The 16,965-nt window shown below is 64.1% G+C and carries 15 protein-coding genes; 7 read left to right on the forward strand and 8 right to left on the reverse strand.

The window, feature by feature from the left end; translation table 11 throughout:
• Positions 1–68: 68 nt before the first annotated feature.
• Entirely contained in the window at positions 69–1,523 is a 1,455-nt protein-coding gene (locus ACFE70_RS12315) for an ATP-binding protein (protein WP_375418050.1), read from the forward strand.
• A 144-nt stretch (positions 1,524–1,667) separates the two neighbouring features.
• Here ACFE70_RS12315 and dinB read toward each other — a convergent pair whose 3' ends face one another.
• From dinB to aspA, 3 genes are all read right to left on the reverse strand, one after another.
• Positions 1,668–2,747 (reverse strand): DNA polymerase IV, encoded by a 1,080-nt coding sequence (gene dinB, locus ACFE70_RS12320; RefSeq protein WP_375418051.1) that lies wholly within the window; start codon positions 2,745–2,747, stop codon positions 1,668–1,670.
• A gap of 139 nt (positions 2,748–2,886) precedes the next feature.
• Positions 2,887–3,480 (reverse strand): FMN-dependent NADH-azoreductase, encoded by a 594-nt coding sequence (locus ACFE70_RS12325; RefSeq protein ID WP_375418052.1) that lies wholly within the window; start codon positions 3,478–3,480, stop codon positions 2,887–2,889.
• Positions 3,481–3,734: 254 nt separating this feature from the next.
• Complete coding sequence (gene aspA, locus ACFE70_RS12330; RefSeq protein ID WP_375418053.1) at positions 3,735–5,135, reverse strand: aspartate ammonia-lyase; 1,401 nt, start codon at positions 5,133–5,135, stop codon at positions 3,735–3,737.
• A 285-nt stretch (positions 5,136–5,420) separates the two neighbouring features.
• Here aspA and ACFE70_RS12335 point away from each other — a divergent pair, with 285 nt between their 5' ends.
• The 6 genes from ACFE70_RS12335 (at position 5,421) to ACFE70_RS12360 (ending at position 10,605) form a co-directional block, all read left to right on the forward strand.
• On the forward strand, positions 5,421–6,209 hold the full coding sequence (locus ACFE70_RS12335; protein WP_375418054.1) for a HipA family kinase: 789 nt from the start codon (positions 5,421–5,423) through the stop codon (positions 6,207–6,209).
• Positions 6,184–6,573 carry a DUF3037 domain-containing protein gene (locus ACFE70_RS12340; protein ID WP_375418055.1) on the forward strand — a complete coding sequence of 130 codons (390 nt, stop codon included), beginning with the start codon at positions 6,184–6,186 and terminating at the stop codon, positions 6,571–6,573. Before ACFE70_RS12335 ends, ACFE70_RS12340 begins: the two co-directional genes overlap by 26 nt.
• A 118-nt stretch (positions 6,574–6,691) precedes the next feature.
• On the forward strand, positions 6,692–7,009 hold the full coding sequence (locus tag ACFE70_RS12345) for a nucleotidyltransferase family protein (protein WP_375418056.1): 318 nt from the start codon (positions 6,692–6,694) through the stop codon (positions 7,007–7,009).
• Positions 6,996–7,337 carry a DUF86 domain-containing protein gene (locus ACFE70_RS12350; RefSeq protein ID WP_375418057.1) on the forward strand — a complete coding sequence of 114 codons (342 nt, stop codon included), beginning with the start codon at positions 6,996–6,998 and terminating at the stop codon, positions 7,335–7,337. Before ACFE70_RS12345 ends, ACFE70_RS12350 begins: the two co-directional genes overlap by 14 nt.
• 17 nt (positions 7,338–7,354) lie before the next feature.
• On the forward strand, positions 7,355–8,725 hold the full coding sequence (locus tag ACFE70_RS12355) for a leucine-rich repeat-containing protein kinase family protein (protein ID WP_375418058.1): 1,371 nt from the start codon (positions 7,355–7,357) through the stop codon (positions 8,723–8,725).
• A 260-nt stretch (positions 8,726–8,985) separates the two neighbouring features.
• Complete coding sequence (locus tag ACFE70_RS12360; RefSeq protein ID WP_375418059.1) at positions 8,986–10,605, forward strand: YdiU family protein; 1,620 nt, start codon at positions 8,986–8,988, stop codon at positions 10,603–10,605.
• Positions 10,606–10,705: 100 nt separating this feature from the next.
• On the opposite strand, the gene ACFE70_RS12365 is transcribed toward ACFE70_RS12360, so the two are convergent.
• From ACFE70_RS12365 to ACFE70_RS12385, 5 genes are all read right to left on the reverse strand, one after another.
• Positions 10,706–11,359, reverse strand: coding sequence for a DUF1989 domain-containing protein (locus ACFE70_RS12365; RefSeq protein ID WP_375418060.1), 654 nt, complete (start codon positions 11,357–11,359; stop codon positions 10,706–10,708).
• Positions 11,271–12,020 (reverse strand): guanitoxin biosynthesis heme-dependent pre-guanitoxin N-hydroxylase GntA, encoded by a 750-nt coding sequence (gene gntA, locus ACFE70_RS12370; RefSeq protein ID WP_375418061.1) that lies wholly within the window; start codon positions 12,018–12,020, stop codon positions 11,271–11,273. The genes ACFE70_RS12365 and gntA overlap by 89 nt, the downstream gene beginning before the upstream one ends.
• Positions 12,021–12,279: 259 nt before the next feature.
• Positions 12,280–13,107, reverse strand: coding sequence for a LytR/AlgR family response regulator transcription factor (locus ACFE70_RS12375; protein ID WP_375418062.1), 828 nt, complete (start codon positions 13,105–13,107; stop codon positions 12,280–12,282).
• Positions 13,108–13,264: 157 nt separating this feature from the next.
• Positions 13,265–14,287 carry a sensor histidine kinase gene (locus ACFE70_RS12380; RefSeq protein ID WP_375418063.1) on the reverse strand — a complete coding sequence of 341 codons (1,023 nt, stop codon included), beginning with the start codon at positions 14,285–14,287 and terminating at the stop codon, positions 13,265–13,267.
• 252 nt (positions 14,288–14,539) lie between these two features.
• Complete coding sequence (locus ACFE70_RS12385; protein WP_375418064.1) at positions 14,540–16,948, reverse strand: outer membrane beta-barrel protein; 2,409 nt, start codon at positions 16,946–16,948, stop codon at positions 14,540–14,542.
• Positions 16,949–16,965 lie beyond the last annotated feature (17 nt).

A 16,965-nucleotide genomic window follows, 5' to 3' on the forward strand; every position in this document is an offset into this window, starting at 1 on the left:
ACTAGTCCCCCTCCCCATCGGGGAGGGGCTAGGGGTGGGGTTGCCGGGGCCGGGCGACAACTTGCACCATGTCCCTGAAACTCAAAATCCGCCTCAGCATCCTGGCCCTGCTGCTGCTCTTGCTCGGCCTGGGCACCTATGCCTTTTTCGCCATCGAGTACCTGCAAGCCGGTGCCCACGGCATCGAGGCGGCCGATTTCCAGGCGGCGCGGCAAACGGTGCTGGCTTTTGTGAGCCTGGGCACGGTGCTGGGCCTGATACTGGCCGTGCGGCTGCCGCGCATCGTGGTGCGGCCCTTGCGGCGGCTCTCGGCCGATGTGGCGCGGGTCGCGGGTCCCGGGCCGGCCACGCGCGTGGCCGTGACGCGCGATGATGAGGTCGGCTCGGTGGCCGCTGCCGTGAACCAGGTGCTGGCGCAAGCGCAGGATGCCCGCCGCGTCACGCTGGCCGAACTCATCGTGCAGCGCGACCGCATGGAAACGCTGGTCCAGAGCCTCGATGAAGGCTTGCTCTTGATTGACCAGCAGGGCTTTATTCTGCTCGCTAATCCCGTGGCCTGCCAATTATTAGGTGAAGACGCTGACAAGCTCCTGGGCCAGCCCGCCGCCAACGTAGCCGCGCGCAACGAGCTGCTGCGCCAATTTCTAGTTCCTGTGAATACGCCGCACCCCAGCACGGCCACGCTGCAAGGGCCGTTGTTCGCGGTGCCCAGCCACGGCGGCGAGCGGCATTTTCAGCTCACCGTGAGCCACATTCTGAGCCTGAACGAGGACACCGCCCGGCAGGAGTCGGCCGGCCATATTCTGTGTTTGCGCAACGTGTCCGACTTCAAGCGCCTCGACCAGCTCAAGTCCACGTTCCTGGCCACTATTTCGCACGAGCTGAAAACGCCCCTGGCCAGCATCAACCTGAGTTTGATGCTGCTGCGCGACGAGCGCACGCCCGCCGACGAGCGCCAGCGCCTGGCCGCCGGCATTGGCGAGGAAACCCAGCGCCTGCTGCGCATGGTCGGCCAGCTCATCGAAGTCGCCCGCCTCGACGCCGGCGGCCGGCCCGAATTGCGCCTGCAACCCGTCAAGCTGGCCGAAGTTGTCGGCTACGCCCTCGATACGGTGCAGCCCCAGCTTACCGACAAGCAGCTTCAGGTAGAGCTAAACCTGCCGCCGGAGCTGCCCGCCGTGCAGGCCGACCTGGAAAAAACCACCTGGGTGCTCATCAACCTGCTCTCCAACGCCATCCGCTACTCGCCGCCCGGCGGCAAATTGTGCCTGCGCGCCCTGCCCTGGGGCGAGATGGTTCGCCTGGCCGTGCAGGACCAGGGCCCCGGCATCGCGCCGCAGTACCACAAGCGCGTCTTTCAGCGCTTCGCCGATGTGCCCAAGCAGGCGGGCTACGGCGGCGGCTCCGGCCTGGGCCTGAGCATCTCGCACGACTTCATCACCGCCCACGGCGGCCAGCTCTGGGTCGAGAGCCAGCCGCCAAATGGTAGTTGCTTCCTCTTCACGCTTCCCGTAGCGCAGTAGCGCAGAAGTAGCGTGGACTCTGTGAGTCCGCGCGTGGGTAGTCCAACGGTTGTTCGGGTGTCGTTCGGGTATCGTGCGGGTATCATTCCCGCGCGGACTCGCAGAGTCCACGCTACATCGTCCACGCTACATCGTCCACGCTACTTACAATCCCAGCCGCAACTGCTGCCCTATCCCCATATTCCCTACCCCCTCCCCCGTGCTCAACGCCGACAGCGACACGCCCAGCAGCCGCACGCCCTGCGGCACCGGCAGCAAGGCTTCCAACAGCTCCCGGCTGAGCTGCGCCAAGGCGGCCAAACCAGCCAGCGGAGCACCGACGCTGCGGCTGCGGGTGATTTGCTGGAAGTCGGCGTATTTCACTTTCAGGGTCAATGTCCGGCCGCGGGCGCCGGTGCGCTCGCAATATTGCCACACGTCGTCGAGGCAGGGCGCGAGGGCGGCCAGCAGGTCGGGCAGCGCGGTCAGGTTTTCGGGGAAGGTGGTTTCCGAGCCGATGGACTTGCGCACCCGGTCGGGCCGCACGGGGCGCTGGTCGTCGGCGCGGGCAATGGCGAAGTAGTGGCGGCCCACTTTGCCGAAGTGTTGGAGCAAAAATGCCTCACTTTGCTCGCGCAAATCCAGGCCGGTGAAGATGCCCAGCGCATTCATTCGCCGGGCCGTGGCCGGGCCGATGCCGTGAAACTGGCCTACGGTCAGCTTTTCCACAAAGGCCAGGCCTTCTTCGGGTCGAATCACGAACTGCCCGTTGGGCTTGCGCAGGTCCGAGGCCAGCTTGGCCAGAAACTTATTATAAGAGACGCCCGCCGAGGCCGTGAGCTGGGTTTGCTCTAAAATCTGCGCCCGGATTTCGCGCGCGATGCGCGTGGCCGAATCAATCTGCTTAAGATTCTCCGTTACATCCAAATACGCCTCATCCAGCGAGAGCGGCTCCACCAGCGGCGTGTACTGCCGGAAAATCGCCCGAATCTGCCCGGAAACTTCCTTGTACACCGCGAAGCGCGGCGGCACGAACACCAGCTCCGGGCAGCGGCGCCGCGCCGTGGCCGAGGCCATCGCCGAGCGCACCCCGAACTCCCGCGCCTCATAGCTCGCCGCCGCCACCACGCCGCGCGGGCCGGCGCTGCCCACCGCCACGGGCCGTCCGCGCAGGGCTGGGTCGTCGCGCTGCTCCACCGACGCGTAAAAGGCGTCCATGTCGAGGTGAATGATTTTGCGCGCCATGCGGGGTAGCGTTCGGGCGTGGGGAGGGGGGGTAGGGCCAACGCGGAAGCCACCACAAACGGCTCCCGCGGGGGCCGCCTGTGATGGCTTGGAAGGGAAATTGACCGGCCCGACAGCGGGCGCGGTGGCCGAAAAACGCTTAGACGCTGACGCTATCGAGACCCTTTTGCAGGGCCGTCGGCTGCAGCTCGGGCACAGCCAGGCCCTCGGCGCGCGCCACGGTCACGTCGGTCATGCCCAGGAAGCCGAGCACGGCTTTCAGGTACGGGGCCGCGAAGTCGTAGCCCGCCGCCGGGCCCGACGAATAGACGCCGCCGCTGGCCAGGGCCACGTACACTTTCTTGCCCGTCACCAAGCCTTCGGGGCCGGCGGCGGTGTAGCGAAACGTGACGCCGGCCCGCGCCAGGTGGTCAATCCAGGCCTTCAGGGTCGAGGGAATGCTGAAGTTGTAAAACGGCGCGTCGATGATGATGGTGTCGGCCGCCTGCACCTCGGCAATCACTTCGTCGGAGTTGCGCGCGGCCTGCTGCTGCTCGGGCGTGCGGCCTTCGGCCGGCGACTGAAACGACTGGATGTTAGCTTCTTCCAGGTGCGGAAAGGGATGCTCGGCCAGGTTGCGCACCTGCACCGTGCTGCCGGGGTTGGCGGCTTGCAGCTTTTCGATGATGCCGTTGCCCAGCCGGTGGCTGTATGACTCTTTGCGCGGACTGGAAACTACGTGCAGAATGTTCATGGGAATTGGTTTTGGGCCGCGAGGCCGGCTAGCAGTGAAAGTGAAGGTGATAAGAAGTGATAGAAAGAGAATAGCTGGTTAGTTGTTTTAGATACCGGCCCGGAGCTTCCGAAAAAAGGAGGGGGGGGTAGGGCCGGCGGTCATCTGCCAGCAAGGTTCCAAAACTTCTGGCCGGGGCGCGTTTTCGGCACTGCTCACCTCATCTGCCCGCGGTTTGGGGTGAAAATCCCTACCCCCTCCTCCCTACCCCCCTCCTACTGGATGAAGCCCGGCCGAATCAGGTTCTCGAACGTGAAAATCTCGTCCCACTTGGCCTGCGTCAGCAAACGGCGGTTCGTGACGGCGATGTCGTGCACGGAAAGGCCGGTGGCCAGCGCCTCCTTGGCCACGCTGGCCGCCACCTCGTAGCCCAGCACCGGATTAAGCTGCGTGACGATGCCGATGCTATTGCGCACGAGCCGCTCGGCGTGCTCCTTGTTGGCCGTGATGCCGACCACGCACTTCTCGCGCAGCGTGTCGCAGGCGCGGGTGAGATAGGAAATGGAGGTGAACAGGGCAAAGGAAATCACGGGCTCCATCACATTCAATTGCAGCTGGCCGGCCTCGGCGGCCATCGTCACGGTGAGGTCGGGGCCGATGACGTAGAATGCGGTCTGGTTGACGACTTCCGGCACCACGGGGTTGACTTTGCCGGGCATGATGCTGGAGCCGGGCTGCAAGGCGGGCAGATTAATCTCATTAATGCCGCAACGCGGGCCCGAGGAGAGCAGCCGCAAGTCGTTGCAAATCTTGCTCAGCTTGACGGCCGTGCGCTTGAGCACGCCCGAGAGCTGCACGTAGGCGCCGGTATCGTAGGTGGCCTCAATCAGGTCGCCGGCCAGGACCAGCGGCAGGCCGGTGAGCTTGGCCAGGTAGTTGGTGACCAGCGCGGCGTAGCCGGGCGGCGTGTTCACGCCCGTGCCGATGGCCGTGGCACCCATGTTGATTTCCGAAATCAAACTGCGGCTGTCTTCGATGCGCAGCAGCTCCTCGCGCAGGTTCGTGGCGAAGGCCCGAAACTCGTCGCCCATGCTCATCGGCACGGCGTCCTGGAGCTGGGTGCGGCCCATCTTGAGCACGTCCTTGAACTCGGCGCCCTTGGCGGCGAAGGCTTCGGCCAGCGCGCCCAGCGCCTGGCTGTAGCCGACGAGCTTGTTATTCAGGGCGATGCGAAAGGCCGTGGGGTAGGCGTCGTTGGTTGACTGCGAGCAGTTGACATGGTTGTTGGGGTGGCAGAAGTCGTAGTCGCCCTTGGGCCGGCCCAGCAGCTCCAGGGCCACGTTGGCAATGACCTCGTTGGCGTTCATGTTCACCGACGTGCCCGCCCCGCCCTGAATCATGTCGGTCTGAAACTGCTCGTCCAGCTCGCCGGCAATGACTTTGTCACAGGCCTGGATGATGGCATCGGCGATGCCAGCGTCGAGCACGCCGAGGTCGCGGTTGGCCTGGGCGGCGGCTTTTTTCACGTAGGCCAGCGCCTGCACGAACAGCGGCTCCGACTTGATCGGGATGCCCGTGATGTTAAAGTTTTCCAGCGCCCGCAGGGTCTGGATGCCGTAGTAGGCGTCGTCGGGCAGGGTGCGCTCGCCGAGGAAGTCGTGTTCGGTGCGGGGCATTTTGGGGAGAGTTGGCGGGAAAGAGAGGGTAGGGAATGCGGCGGCAAAGAACGGCAGGCTGCGCCGTCTCTCCCGCCCGTCATGCTGAGCCTGCGAAGCATCTTGCTCAGGTAACTAACCCAATCGTTGTTAACCGCTGATTACTTCCCCACGCGAGATGTCTCGCAAGCTCGACACGACGGCCTGATAGCCTGATTATTGCCGCACGCAAGATGCTTCGGCTGCGCTTTGCTCAGCATGACGTTCTTTGCCCTTCCCCATTCTCTACCCCCCTCCCCTCACCCAATGCCCCCAGCCCTGCGCACCGTTCACGTCACGCGCTACGTCGCGCCCCTGCGCGAGGGCGGCTCGCTGCCGGCACTGGTCGAGGCCGACGATGGGTTTCTCTACGTGCTCAAGTTCCGCGGCGCGGGCCAGGGCCCCAAGGCGCTGATTGCCGAGCTGATTGTGGGCGAGCTGGCGCGGGCGCTGGGTTTGCGGGTGCCGGAGCTGGTGTTTATGGAGCTGAGCGAAGCCTTCGGCCGCACCGAGCCCGACGAGGAAATTCAGGACCTTTTGCAAGCCAGCACCGGCCTGAACCTGGCCCTGCACTACCTGAGCGGCGCTAGTACGTTCGACCCGCTCGTGACCACTATCAGCCCCGAGGAGGCCTCACGCATCGTCTGGCTCGATGCGCTCACGCTCAACGTGGACCGCACCGCCCGCAACACCAACCTGCTCTTCTGGCACCAGGAGCTGTGGCTGATTGACCACGGCGCTGCCCTCTACGTGCACCACACCGCCCCCGACTGGGCCGAGCGACCCGGCGGCCAGCGCCGCTTTTTGCAGGTGAAAGACCACGTGCTGCTGCCCCAGGCCACGGCCCTGGCCGCTGCCGACGCGGAAGGCCACGCCCGCCTCACCCCCGACCTTATCGAGGGCATCGTGGCCCTGGTACCCGATGCCTGGCTGACCGAGCCCGGCCGGCCGCCGGCCGCGCAGCGCGCCGATTACGGGCGCTTTCTGACGTCGCGTCTCGCTGATTCTCACCTCTTTGTTCAGGAAGCCGATGCCGCCCGCCCAGGACTTGTTTGAGTACGCTGTGCTGCGGGTCGTGCCGCGGGTCGAGCGCGAGGAATTTCTCAACGTGGGCGTGGTGGTGCTGTGCCGCGCCCAGGGCTTTTTGCAGTGCCGGTTTGCCGTGCCCGAAGCCCGCTTGCAGGCTTTCGGCGGGGCCGATTTAAACCTGGCTGAGCTGGCCGCGCGGCTGCGGGCGTTCGAGAAAATCTGTCAGGGCCGCCGCGAGGGCGGCCCGATTGGGCAGCTCGGCGCGGCCGAGCGGTTTCGCTGGCTCACGGCCACGCGCAGCACGGTGCTGCAAACCTCGGCCGTGCATCCGGGCCTGTGCCAGGATGCGGCGGCCACGCTGGCGCGGCTTTTTGGGCAGTTGGTGGGGTAGGAAATTTGCTGGCTCCTGCCAGTTGCCGGGTAGTGCAGCGGTTGGGTAAATAGTACCCAGTAAGCTGCCTTTCAGGCCGGTAGTACCTTTGGCAAGCCACTGCCCATTATCCGGCCTCATGTCCGCGCTTTTAAACCGTCTTTCTCTCTCCTCAACGGCCCTTGCCAGCCTGTGCCGGCAACACCGGGTTCGGCGGCTGATAGCGTTCGGCTCTGTGCTAACCCCGGCTTTCGGGGCGGAAAGCGACGTGGACCTAGTGGCCGAATTTGATCCGATGCCCATTGAGCACTACGCCGGCAATTATCTATCCCTCAAAGAAGCCCTCGAAGGATTAGTCCACCGAACCGTTGATTTGCTTGAAATCCAGGCGCTGCGCAACCCATATTTGCGAGCCGAGATTGAGCGCACTCAACAACTGCTTTATGCCGCAGCATGATATTCGGGTCTGTTTGCACGATGTGCAACAGGCCATCCTGGAAATCGAAAGCTTCTTTGCCGGGCAGCCGATGCTTTTTGAGCTGTATCGGCGGGATGTGCGCACGCGCCGCGCCACCGAGCGCAATCTTGAAATCATCGGCGAGGCCGTAGGGCGCATTCTGAGAATTGACCCTACTTTTTCGCTCGCCAACGCCCGGCAGATAGTCACCACCCGCAACCGTATTATTCACGGCTACGATACGGTGTCGGACGAGATGATATGGAGCATCATCATTCGCCATCTGCCGCTTCTCAAACAAGAAGTCAGCGCCTTGCTAGCTGGCTAATACCTCCTTCTTCCTCCTTGCACACCCTTGCCCAACTCCGCGCCGGCGAGCTGGCCGGCCTCACGCGCCTCGACCTGGCGGAGAGCCTGACCGAGTTTCCGCCCGCAATCTTTAGCCTGGCCGACTCGCTCGAAATCCTGAACCTGTCGGGCAACGCTCTCACGTCCCTACCCCCCCATTTGCCCCGGCTCGGCAAGTTGCGGGTGCTGTTTTGCTCGGATAATCAGTTCACGGAGCTACCGGCCGTGCTGGGGCAGTGCGCGGAGCTGGAGATGATAGGCTTCAAGGCCAACCAAATCCGCACGCTGCCGGCCGCCGCGCTGCCCCCGCGCCTGCGCTGGCTGATTCTAACGGATAATCAACTCGCAACCTTGCCGGCCGAGCTGGGCGAGTGCGCCAGCTTGCAGAAACTCATGCTGGCCGGCAACCAGCTCACGAGCCTGCCCGAAACGCTGGCCAATTGCCGACATCTGGAGCTGCTGCGCATCGCCGCCAATCGCCTTGATTCCCTACCCCCCTGGCTGCTGACCATGCCGCGCCTGGCCTGGCTGGCCTACGGCGGCAATCCGTTTTCGGCCGCCGCCGAAGACGCCGCGCTGCGCCGCAACGAGCGGCCCCAAATTCCCTGGTCGGCGCTGACGCTGCACCAGCAGCTGGGCGCCGGTGCCTCCGGCGTTATCTACCGGGCCGAGTGGCAGCCGGCTGGCAGCACAGCATCCCTCAAAGCCGTAGCCGTCAAGCTCTTCAAGGGCGCCGTGACCAGCGACGGGCTGCCCCGCAGCGAGATGGCCGCCTGCCTGAGCGCCGGCCAGCACCCCCAGCTGATTGCGGTCGAGGGTCAAATCAGCGGGCACCCGGCCGGCGCCGAGGGGCTGGTGCTGGAGCTGATTAGCCCGGAGTTTGGCAACCTGGCCGGACCGCCCAGCCTGGCCTCGTGCACCCGCGACGTGTACGCGCCCGGCACCATGTTCACGCTGGCGGCGGCGCTCTGCATCGCCCACGGCATCGCCGCCGCCGCCGCGCACCTGCACGAGCGCGGCATCCTGCACGGCGACTTATACGCTCATAACATCCTGACCACCAGCACGGGCGAAAGCCTGCTGGGTGATTTTGGAGCGGCCTGCTTTTTTGATAGCCATGATGCGGCCTCTGCCACCGCCTTGCAGCGCCTGGAGGTTCGGGCGTTTGGCCTGCTGCTGGAAGAGCTGCTCGCCCGCCTGGCGCCCAGCGACGCAGCCAAGACGGACGCGGCCACCCTCGACGCCCTGACGAGCTTGCAGCAGCAGTGCGGGAGCCGCCGGCTGCCGGAGCGCCCGCTGTTTGCCGAGATTGCGCAAACCCTGGCCCGCCTGCAACAAGCAGAAAGCAGCAAAATGGCCGAACCGTAGCGCGAAACTTCGTTTTGTGATTTCGCGCCGGGCGCCAGGCTTGGCTCGTTTGAGCAGGGGTAGAACTCGCGGCGCGCGGCGCAGAAATGGATTTTCGCGTTACTGGCTGGTTACTGTTAGCTTATCGGGACTAGCTAAGGGCGGCGAATCATGCGCGCCGCAGCTGCGTTATAGCAGCTTCACTTCTACTTTTTGTCGCTCATATCGCGGGCTTCGCACTTTCTATTCGAAAGCGGCTTGCCCATATCCCTACCCTCCTTATGGCCAACGAGACCCTGCAATCAGAAATAGCTTTCGAGCAAGCCGTTTTTCATAACTCGTTTGTCGACGAGCTGCCCGGCGAAAAAACGTTTAACAAGCAGCCGCGGCAGGTGCCGGGCGTGCTTCATTCTCGCGTGAAACCCACGCCCGTAGCCGACCCGCACCTGCTGGCCTGGGCCGATGAGCTGGGCACCTACCTGGGCCTGCGCCGGCCGCCAGAGCGCGGCCCGGCCGTGGAAGCGCTGGCGGGCAATCTGGTTACCGACAGCATGAAGCCCTTCGCGGCGCGCTACGGCGGGCACCAGTTTGGCTCCTGGGCTGGGCAGCTCGGCGACGGGCGCGCCATTGCCCTGGGCGAGCTGACGGCCGTGGACGGTACGAGCTGGGAAATTCAGCTCAAGGGCGCCGGCCCTACCCCCTACTCGCGCCGCGCCGATGGCCGGGCCGTGTTGCGCTCCTCGCTGCGCGAATTCCTGTGCTCGGAGGCCATGCACTACCTGGGCGTGCCCACCACGCGGGCGCTGAGCCTGGTGGCCACCGGCGATAAGGTGGTGCGCGACATGTTTTATTCCGGCAACCCGCAGCTGGAGCCCGGCGCCATTGTGGCGCGGGTGGCGCCCACGTTCGTGCGCTTCGGCAACTTTCAGATGATGGCTGCCGCCGGCGAAATCACCAACCTGCGCGCGCTGGCCGACTACGTAATCCGCCATCACTACGCCGAGCTGAGCGAACCCGGCCCGGCCGCTTATGCCGCCTGGTTTCGGGAAGTCTGCCGGCGCACGGCCCTGATGGTGGCGCACTGGCAGGCCGTGGGCTTCGTGCACGGGGTGATGAACACCGACAACATGTCCATCCTGGGCCTCACCATCGACTACGGCCCCTACGGCTGGTTGGAGCCCTACGACCGCGACTGGACGCCCAATACCACCGACTTCGGGAGTCGCCGCTACGCTTACGGGCAGCAGCCGGGCGTCGCGCTCTGGAACCTGGCCATGCTGGCGCGCGCCCTCTCGCCGCTAATAACCGATGTCGAGGAACTGAACGCCGCCCTGGAAACCTACCGCACTACTTTGGCCGAAACCCAGCACGAGCTGCTGCTGCGCAAGCTGGGTCTGAGCGCCCTGCCGCAGCTCGATGACGATGACCGCGCCCTGCTCGAGGAACTGCCCGACGCGCTGACTGCCGCCGAAGCGGATATGACGCTCTTTTTCCGCCACCTGTCTCACCTAGCGCCCGCCCTGCTGGCGGAGCCCACTGACGAGGAAGCGCGGTTCTGGGAATTGCTCGATGCCGCCAGCTACGCCGCGCCCGGCACCGGCGCCGCGCAGCTCATGCCCTGGCTGGGCCGCTACACCCAGCGCCTGCGCCAGGAAACCCGTTCAGCCGCCGACATTCAGGCCGGGATGCTAGCGGCCAACCCCAAGTATGTGCTGCGCAACTACCTGGCTCAGCAAGCCATTGAGGCCGCCGAAACCGGCGACCTGACCATGCTCAACCGGCTGATGGAAGTGCTGAAAAAGCCCTATGAGGAGCAGCCGGAGCACGAGGAATTGGCCGCCAAGCGCCCGGAATGGGCCCGCGAGAAGCCGGGCTGCGCGACGTTCTCGTGCAGCTCCTGATTTAGTTTAACGCAAAGTTTAAAAGAAGTTAAGCGCCAAGTTTCGCAAAGGCTACTTAGGCTTCGCGAAACTTGGCGCTTAACTTCTTTTAAATTTTGCGTTAAATCTTATCCAGCACTTCAAACTGAATGGGCTTAAACGAGTAATTATTCGACATCTCCGCTGAGCAGGCTGTTAGGCCGACTATCAAATCCATTTTGGCTTCGATAATCACGTAGTCGCCGGCGCGGCTTTTGGGTGGCAGCACGCCCACGCGACCAGTTTCGCCATCCACGGTTACGTGCATGAAGATGTTGAAGCAAATCGGGATTTGGTCGGGCCCGATGCCATAAGGCGCGAGCGCCTCGCTCAGGTTGCCGAAGCAGCCGCGGTGCGGGTGCTCGTGGCCGTAGATGATGCGAAACGTATCGGCCGAGCAGGGCGTGAGCAGGAAATCGTGGCGGCCTACAGTGTCCTCGACCAGCTCAAACATCACGTTGCTGCGGTTAGAGTAAAACGGGTGCCCGGCGGTCAGGAAGATGGTTTCGGCGTAGTCGATGGTGCGGCCCGAGGAGAGATATTCGGCCGTGTCGTGCTGATTGAAGCACACAAAATCCGACACCTGCTCGCCCTGCGGGTCGGTCACTTTCAGGCGCTGGCCGGCGCGCAGCAAAAAGGCCGTGCCGCTACGCGGCGGAATTAGCTGGGATGAACCTGGGCGGCCCGGGGGCGGGCTGGGCGGCGAGGCGGGGGGTAGGGAGTTGGGCGGAAGCATGTTGGCTGAGGAAGGGGCACTGCCAGGCATCGTCGAGCAGCTTGCCAGTATACTGGTAGGCTTCCGAGGAGTCGCCAAAATTGCGCAGCATGGGGTTTATCGAGCCGGAGTAGGCTTCGTCGCGGGCCCGGATGGTGTCGCGCAGCTTGTTGTAGGAGTTGTTATTACGAATCTGCTCGAACTGCTGGTGGGCGTTGAACACCAGCGTCGGATACTTAAATTGCCGGGCCGGCCGGCTGCTGCCAGGGTGCAAGCCGATGACGAAAAACGCTTCCTCCTTGAGGCTGAAGCTGAACTCCGGCGACGTAGGGTCGGCCACTACGCGTGGGTCGTAGCCGTAGCGGCGGGCGTCGAGATTGGAGAGGGACTGCATCCGTTGCCAGAACAGCTCCTCAAACTGCGCTTCGTCGGGCGCCGCGGGGCCGCGAAAGATGATGGCCGCGCTGTGGTAGAGCTTGCCGGACTGCCGGTAGGTATCCACGAAATCGTAGAGAAACTCCAGAATGGCAGCATCGTCCTTGGGACAAGCCAAGTGGTCGACGACCAGGCAGCTAAGCTGCTTCCAGTTCAGAGCCGTTTTGGCGGCCACGCAGGGAAACTCTTTCTTATTTATGAAATCTAAATACTCCCTGACTTCAGTATCTTGTTGTAAATCAACCATGTGAACTAGTAAAACCGCCGCCCGCTAATGACAAATAGATTAGGATTGCTTAACTAATCTTACGAGCCAGCGCTGGCTTTTGTTCAATGAAATCCAACTTAATCTTTAACAAATCATAAGGCTCAGCCTTCCAAGCCCGGCCTTGCAGCGGACGTAATTGCCTAATCCAAAAGAGAATGACTGACCACGTCCAAAGCCGGTCCGCGCGATTTATCAGGGAGCTTATTGGGGCGCTTCCGGCCGCCAGCCGGCCCGGCGCTCAGCCTTCGAGCCAGCGGCGGAAGGCGGGCGTTTGGGCGGCGCTGCTGATGAGCGTGGCGCCGTGGCGCAGCCTTACGGCGAGGCGGCCATTGAAGTAGGGCTCTGCTTTGAGCACGGCGCCGATGTGGAGCAGCTCGCCGCGGTTGAGGCGGAAGAACTGGGCTGGGTCGAGCTGCTGCTCCCACTCGCCGAGCGTGCCGGTGAGCGGGTGGCGCGCGCCCTGCCGGTCGATGGCAAATACCAGCCCCTCCTCGGCTTGCAGCAGGGCTACCTCGTCGGTGGGCAGCAGGTAGAAGCCATTGTTGGGCTGGCGCACGGGCAGGCGCTGCTTGTAGGCGGTGGCCGGCCGGCGCAGGGCCGCGCTGAGCTGCGCCAGCACGGCGGCCGACAGGGCCGGGACGGCGTCAGCGGGGAGCAGGCTGGCCGCGAACACGGGCGGCGCGGCAAGGGGGGTAGGCGGCGCGAAGCTGGCTTTCAGGCTTTCGTACTTGGCCAGCGCAGCGGCAAACTGACTGTAGTCGAAGGGCTTGAGCAGGTAGGCGATGCCGTGGGTTTGAAAAGCGGGCAGCAAAAACTGGTCGTAGGCGGTGATGAAGATGACGGGGCAGCTCACCGGCACCTGCTCGTAGAGGCTGAACACGTTGCCGTCGAGCAGCTCGATATCGGAGAAGATGAGCGCCGGCATCTCGTGCTCCTGAAACCAGGTCAGGGCCTTGGCCACGCTGCGCACCTCGTGCACGTCGTCGGCCGGCAGCCCGTAGCGGGCCGCAAACTGCCGGATTTGAGCGGCCGTGGGCGCTTCGTCTTCGAGGATAAGCAGGCGCATTTTTCAGTTAAAAGTTAAAAGGGAAGAAGACGCTCATGCTGAGCAAAGCGAAGCATCTCCACTGCGTAGTAATCAGTGGGACCTTACGATTAAGTTAGTACTGCGGTAGAGATGCTTCGCTTTGCTCAGCATGAGCGTCTTCTTCCCTTTTAACTGCTTACCGGCGCGGCGTTTGGCGCAGCAGCGGCACGGTCACCGTGAACTCCGCTTCCGTGGCTTGCACCCGCACCGGCTGGCCGGCCAGCAGGCGGTAGCGCTCCCGCAGGTTCAGCAGGCCGGTGCCGCCGGGCTCGCCCGTGGCGTGGCGCTTGGGGCGGCGCGGGTTGCGCACTTCCAGGCCGGTGGGTTGCACATCGAGGGTGATGAGCAGCGGGGCGTCCTCGTCGCCACGGTTGTGCTTGATAGCGTTTTCGAGCAGAATCTGGAGCGTGCCGGGCACGGCGTAGAGTTGCGTGGGGTCGAGGCCGGAAGCCAGATTCGTCTGGAAGGCGTAGGCGGCCCCGAAGCGGTGGCGCAGCAGATACATGTATTCATCGAGGAAGCGCAGCTCATCGGCCAGGGGCACGAAGTCGGCGTCGCGGTGGCGGATGAGGTAGCGGTAGAGGCCGGCGAAGCAGTTGAGGTAGTGGGCGGCCACTTCCGCATCCTGGCCGATGAGCACGTGCAGCACGTGCAGGTTATTGAAGAGAAAATGCGGGTCGACCTGCGCCTTGAGATTGCGCAACTCACTCTCGGCCTGGGCTTTTTGCAACAGCAGAATGCGGCGCTGGGCCTCGAAGTAGTTCTTGCCCACCAGCATAATACCCAGCACCCCGTAGCTCTGCCCGTGTCGAATAACGCCGCTAATCAGATTTAGCGGCGTCCAGGCGCTGGGTTGTTGCAGAATGAGGCCGTAGCCAACGTTGTAGAGCCCACCGCTCAGCAGCACAAACAGCGGAATCAGCAGCAGGCCGGCCCAGCGGGTGCGGGGCTCCAGCACCCTGGGCAGAAAGTAGAACACGATAAAGCCAACCGCCGCCGTGTCGAGCGCCACATTGTACGTCATGGCGGCCAGGGCGCGGGCCACGCTCACTTTCAGCACATACGTCGGAAAAATGACCAGTGAGGCCACCAGCCAGTAGGCGGCCACCAGCAGCAGGTCGGAGCGCGAGGGACGGTGAGCGGCGAGAAAGAAATTCATGGAGGAAAAGTAAGGGCAAGAGCGGCAGCCGGCAGAACGGTGCCTCCTACCCCCCTCTCCGGCGGGGAGGGGGGGTAGGAAGTGCGGTTGGTTTAATTAAAAATGAGAAATGAGCCCTTACTCAGCAGCCATTTTTCATTAATAATTTTTTTAATTAGAAGCTGTTTAGGAAGTCGGCCGAAACAGCTCCTTAAGCTCTAGCTCCCCCTTGCCAGCGGAAAGGAAGGGGGGTAGGAAAGGTGGCGCGGACGGCTATTCCTTATCTGACTTCACGCGCCCGCGCTCTTCCTCCAGGCCCGTGGCGCGCTTGCGGGCAGCCAGCAGCTTTTGGTTGCCGAACTTATAGCTCACGCTCAGCCGCAGCTGCCGCGACTCGCTCTGGGTGAAGAAGCGGATGTCCTGCTGCTGGTAGCGCACCGTGCCGCGCTGCTTATTAGTGAACAGCACGTCGGAGAGGGCCAGGCGCAGTTGCAGCTGCTCTTTCCAAATGGCTTTTTGCAGGCCCAGCGTGGCCGAGCCGAAGGGGCGGAAGGCAATCAGCCCGTTGAGGCCGGCCGAGTGGTAGAAGCCGGACACTTCCAGGCGCAGGCCGCGGGGTAGGGCCACGGTGCTTTGCAGGTAAAGGATGGCCGAGAGCTTGCCGCTGCGGTACGGACCGCCGAGGTACTGGCCGTGGTACTGGTTGTAGAACACGTTGGTGCCGCCGTAGCCGCTGAGCCGCTGGCCCAGGCGCAGGGGAAAATTCAGGGTGGCGCTGTAGTTGTCGAGGCGGCCCAGGTTGGTGGTGGTCGAGAACACGGCGCTGTCGGGCTGGGCCGTCACGAGGCTGATGGCGTCGGTCGTGCGCTTGTAGGCGAGCTGGAGCACGGGCTGTTTCTGGTACGTGATAGCGGCGCTGTAGGCGTGGGTGAGCTGGGGCCTGAGAAACGGGTTGCCCTGCTGCTGGCTGTAGGGGTCGAGGTAGAGGATGCTGGGGTTTAAGTCCTGGTAGCTGGGCCGGTCGATGCGCCGCCCGTAGGCTAGGTTCGCGCCCAGCTTCTTGGTCAAGGACTTATCAAGTGACAAACTGGGGAAGAGCTGGAAGTAGTCGCGGCCCACGCGGCGGCCCAGGGCCACGGACGTTGCCACGGAGTGGGTTTGCTCGCCGCGCAGTCCCGCCTGAAGTTGCAGGCCCGACCACTGCTTATCAAAGCTCAGGTAGGCGGCTGAAATCTGCTCCTGGTAGCGAAAATGGTCGGCGCGGCCCGGTTCCGGGAGCCAGCCGCCGGGCGCGAGGCGGGCAAAATCCAACTGGCTGTCGATGTCGGCGGCGCTGACTTTGGCGCCCGCCGCGAGCTTGGCCGTGCCGAGCGGCTGCCGGTAGTCGGCTTTGGCCGAGCGCAGCCCGATGGCGGTTTGCTGGTCGTAGCGCAGCAGCTGCGCGGCGGCGCCTTCCGGAGTATTGGTGAGGCGGTTGTCGGTGGTGGCCCGGTAGCGGGAGTAGTCGGCATCAAGCAGCAGCTCGCGGCCAGCCGAGTCCAGGGCCAGCTTATAGTTGAGGTTGCCGGCGTAGGAGTCGGTGCGGCGCTGGTTGTGGTTGCGGGTGGTGGTTTGGCGCAGCTCGGCGGCGCGGTGCACGGCGATATGGTTTTCGTAATCGACTTCGGTGCGGGCGGAGTAGCCGCTTAGCAGCACGCCCAGCGTTTGGCGGCGCGCGAGCGGCAAATCAGCTCCGGCGCGGACGGTGTTCACGGCCGAGGTGCGCGGCTGGTAGCTGCGCTGGGCGTAGGACGTCAGGCGGCCGGCGCTGTCGCGCACCACGCGGTCAGTATTGAGCTGCTCGTAGGTCGGGCGGTGATTATAGGCGTAGCTGCCGAACACGTTCAACCCCTTGGCCGTCCGGTGGTTGAGGTCGAGGGCGGCGCCGGCTTTGGCGGAGCGGCCGTAGCCGGCCGTGAGCGTGGCGCTGGCGTTGGTGCCGAGGTTGGCGTTTTTCTTGAGAATAAGGTTGATGATGCCCGCGCTGCCGGCCGCGTCGTAGGCGGCTCCCGGCTGCGTGACAACCTCAATCCGGTCGATGCTGCTGCTCGGAAAGTCCTTGAGCACGCTCACTACGTCGGTGTAGCGGGTCGGGCGGCCATCGAGCAGAATTACTACCCCCTCGCGGCCAGCCAGGCTGAGGCGGTCGTTGAGCACGACCAGGCCCGGCACTTTCTGAAGCACTTCCAGGGCGGTGGCGCCGGCCGCGGCGGGGCTATCAGCCACGTTGAGCACCATTTTGCCGGCTTGCATTTCCAGCAGCGGCCGCTGGCCGCGCACCTCCACGCCGTTGAGCTGCCGGGCAGCCGGGGCTAATTGAATGGGTGGCAATTGCAGGATGGCCGCGGCCGTCGTCAGCTCAAACGGCGCGGAGCGGAATGGTTGGTAGCCCAGCATGATAACCGTCAGGCGGTATTGATTGGGCGCCAGGCTCGTGAAGGCATAGCGGCCATCGGCTTGCGCCACGGCGCCGCGCACCCAGGTGGTGTCGCGGACCTGCCGCAGCAGCACCGTGGCGAAGGGCAGCGGCTGGTGCCGCTCGTCGAGCAGCTGGCCGGCTAGCTGGCCGGGAGCCTGGGCCTGGCTGCGAAAAGTGGTGGCGGCCGCAAGCAGCAGCAGCAGGAACGTAAACAGCGAGTGCATGGCGAGTAATTAGAAGG

Origin of the sequence: uncultured Hymenobacter sp. (assembly GCF_964243305.1) — a bacterium.
In the GTDB taxonomy this organism is placed as follows: domain Bacteria; phylum Bacteroidota; class Bacteroidia; order Cytophagales; family Hymenobacteraceae; genus Hymenobacter.

What these genes read in the sequence shown, in the direction of transcription:
- ACFE70_RS12315 (WP_375418050.1), top strand. Translation starts at nt 69, where the DNA reads ATGTCCCTGAAACTCAAAATCCGCCTCAGCATCCTGGCCCTGCTGCTG.
- dinB (WP_375418051.1), bottom strand. Translation starts at nt 2,747, where the DNA reads ATGGCGCGCAAAATCATTCACCTCGACATGGACGCCTTTTACGCGTCG.
- ACFE70_RS12325 (WP_375418052.1), bottom strand. Translation starts at nt 3,480, where the DNA reads ATGAACATTCTGCACGTAGTTTCCAGTCCGCGCAAAGAGTCATACAGC.
- aspA (WP_375418053.1), bottom strand. Translation starts at nt 5,135, where the DNA reads ATGCCCCGCACCGAACACGACTTCCTCGGCGAGCGCACCCTGCCCGAC.
- ACFE70_RS12335 (WP_375418054.1), top strand. Translation starts at nt 5,421, where the DNA reads ATGCCCCCAGCCCTGCGCACCGTTCACGTCACGCGCTACGTCGCGCCC.
- ACFE70_RS12340 (WP_375418055.1), top strand. Translation starts at nt 6,184, where the DNA reads ATGCCGCCCGCCCAGGACTTGTTTGAGTACGCTGTGCTGCGGGTCGTG.
- ACFE70_RS12345 (WP_375418056.1), top strand. Translation starts at nt 6,692, where the DNA reads ATGTCCGCGCTTTTAAACCGTCTTTCTCTCTCCTCAACGGCCCTTGCC.
- ACFE70_RS12350 (WP_375418057.1), top strand. Translation starts at nt 6,996, where the DNA reads ATGCCGCAGCATGATATTCGGGTCTGTTTGCACGATGTGCAACAGGCC.
- ACFE70_RS12360 (WP_375418059.1), top strand. Translation starts at nt 8,986, where the DNA reads ATGGCCAACGAGACCCTGCAATCAGAAATAGCTTTCGAGCAAGCCGTT.
- ACFE70_RS12365 (WP_375418060.1), bottom strand. Translation starts at nt 11,359, where the DNA reads ATGCTTCCGCCCAACTCCCTACCCCCCGCCTCGCCGCCCAGCCCGCCC.
- gntA (WP_375418061.1), bottom strand. Translation starts at nt 12,020, where the DNA reads ATGGTTGATTTACAACAAGATACTGAAGTCAGGGAGTATTTAGATTTC.
- ACFE70_RS12375 (WP_375418062.1), bottom strand. Translation starts at nt 13,107, where the DNA reads ATGCGCCTGCTTATCCTCGAAGACGAAGCGCCCACGGCCGCTCAAATC.
- ACFE70_RS12380 (WP_375418063.1), bottom strand. Translation starts at nt 14,287, where the DNA reads ATGAATTTCTTTCTCGCCGCTCACCGTCCCTCGCGCTCCGACCTGCTG.
- ACFE70_RS12385 (WP_375418064.1), bottom strand. Translation starts at nt 16,948, where the DNA reads ATGCACTCGCTGTTTACGTTCCTGCTGCTGCTGCTTGCGGCCGCCACC.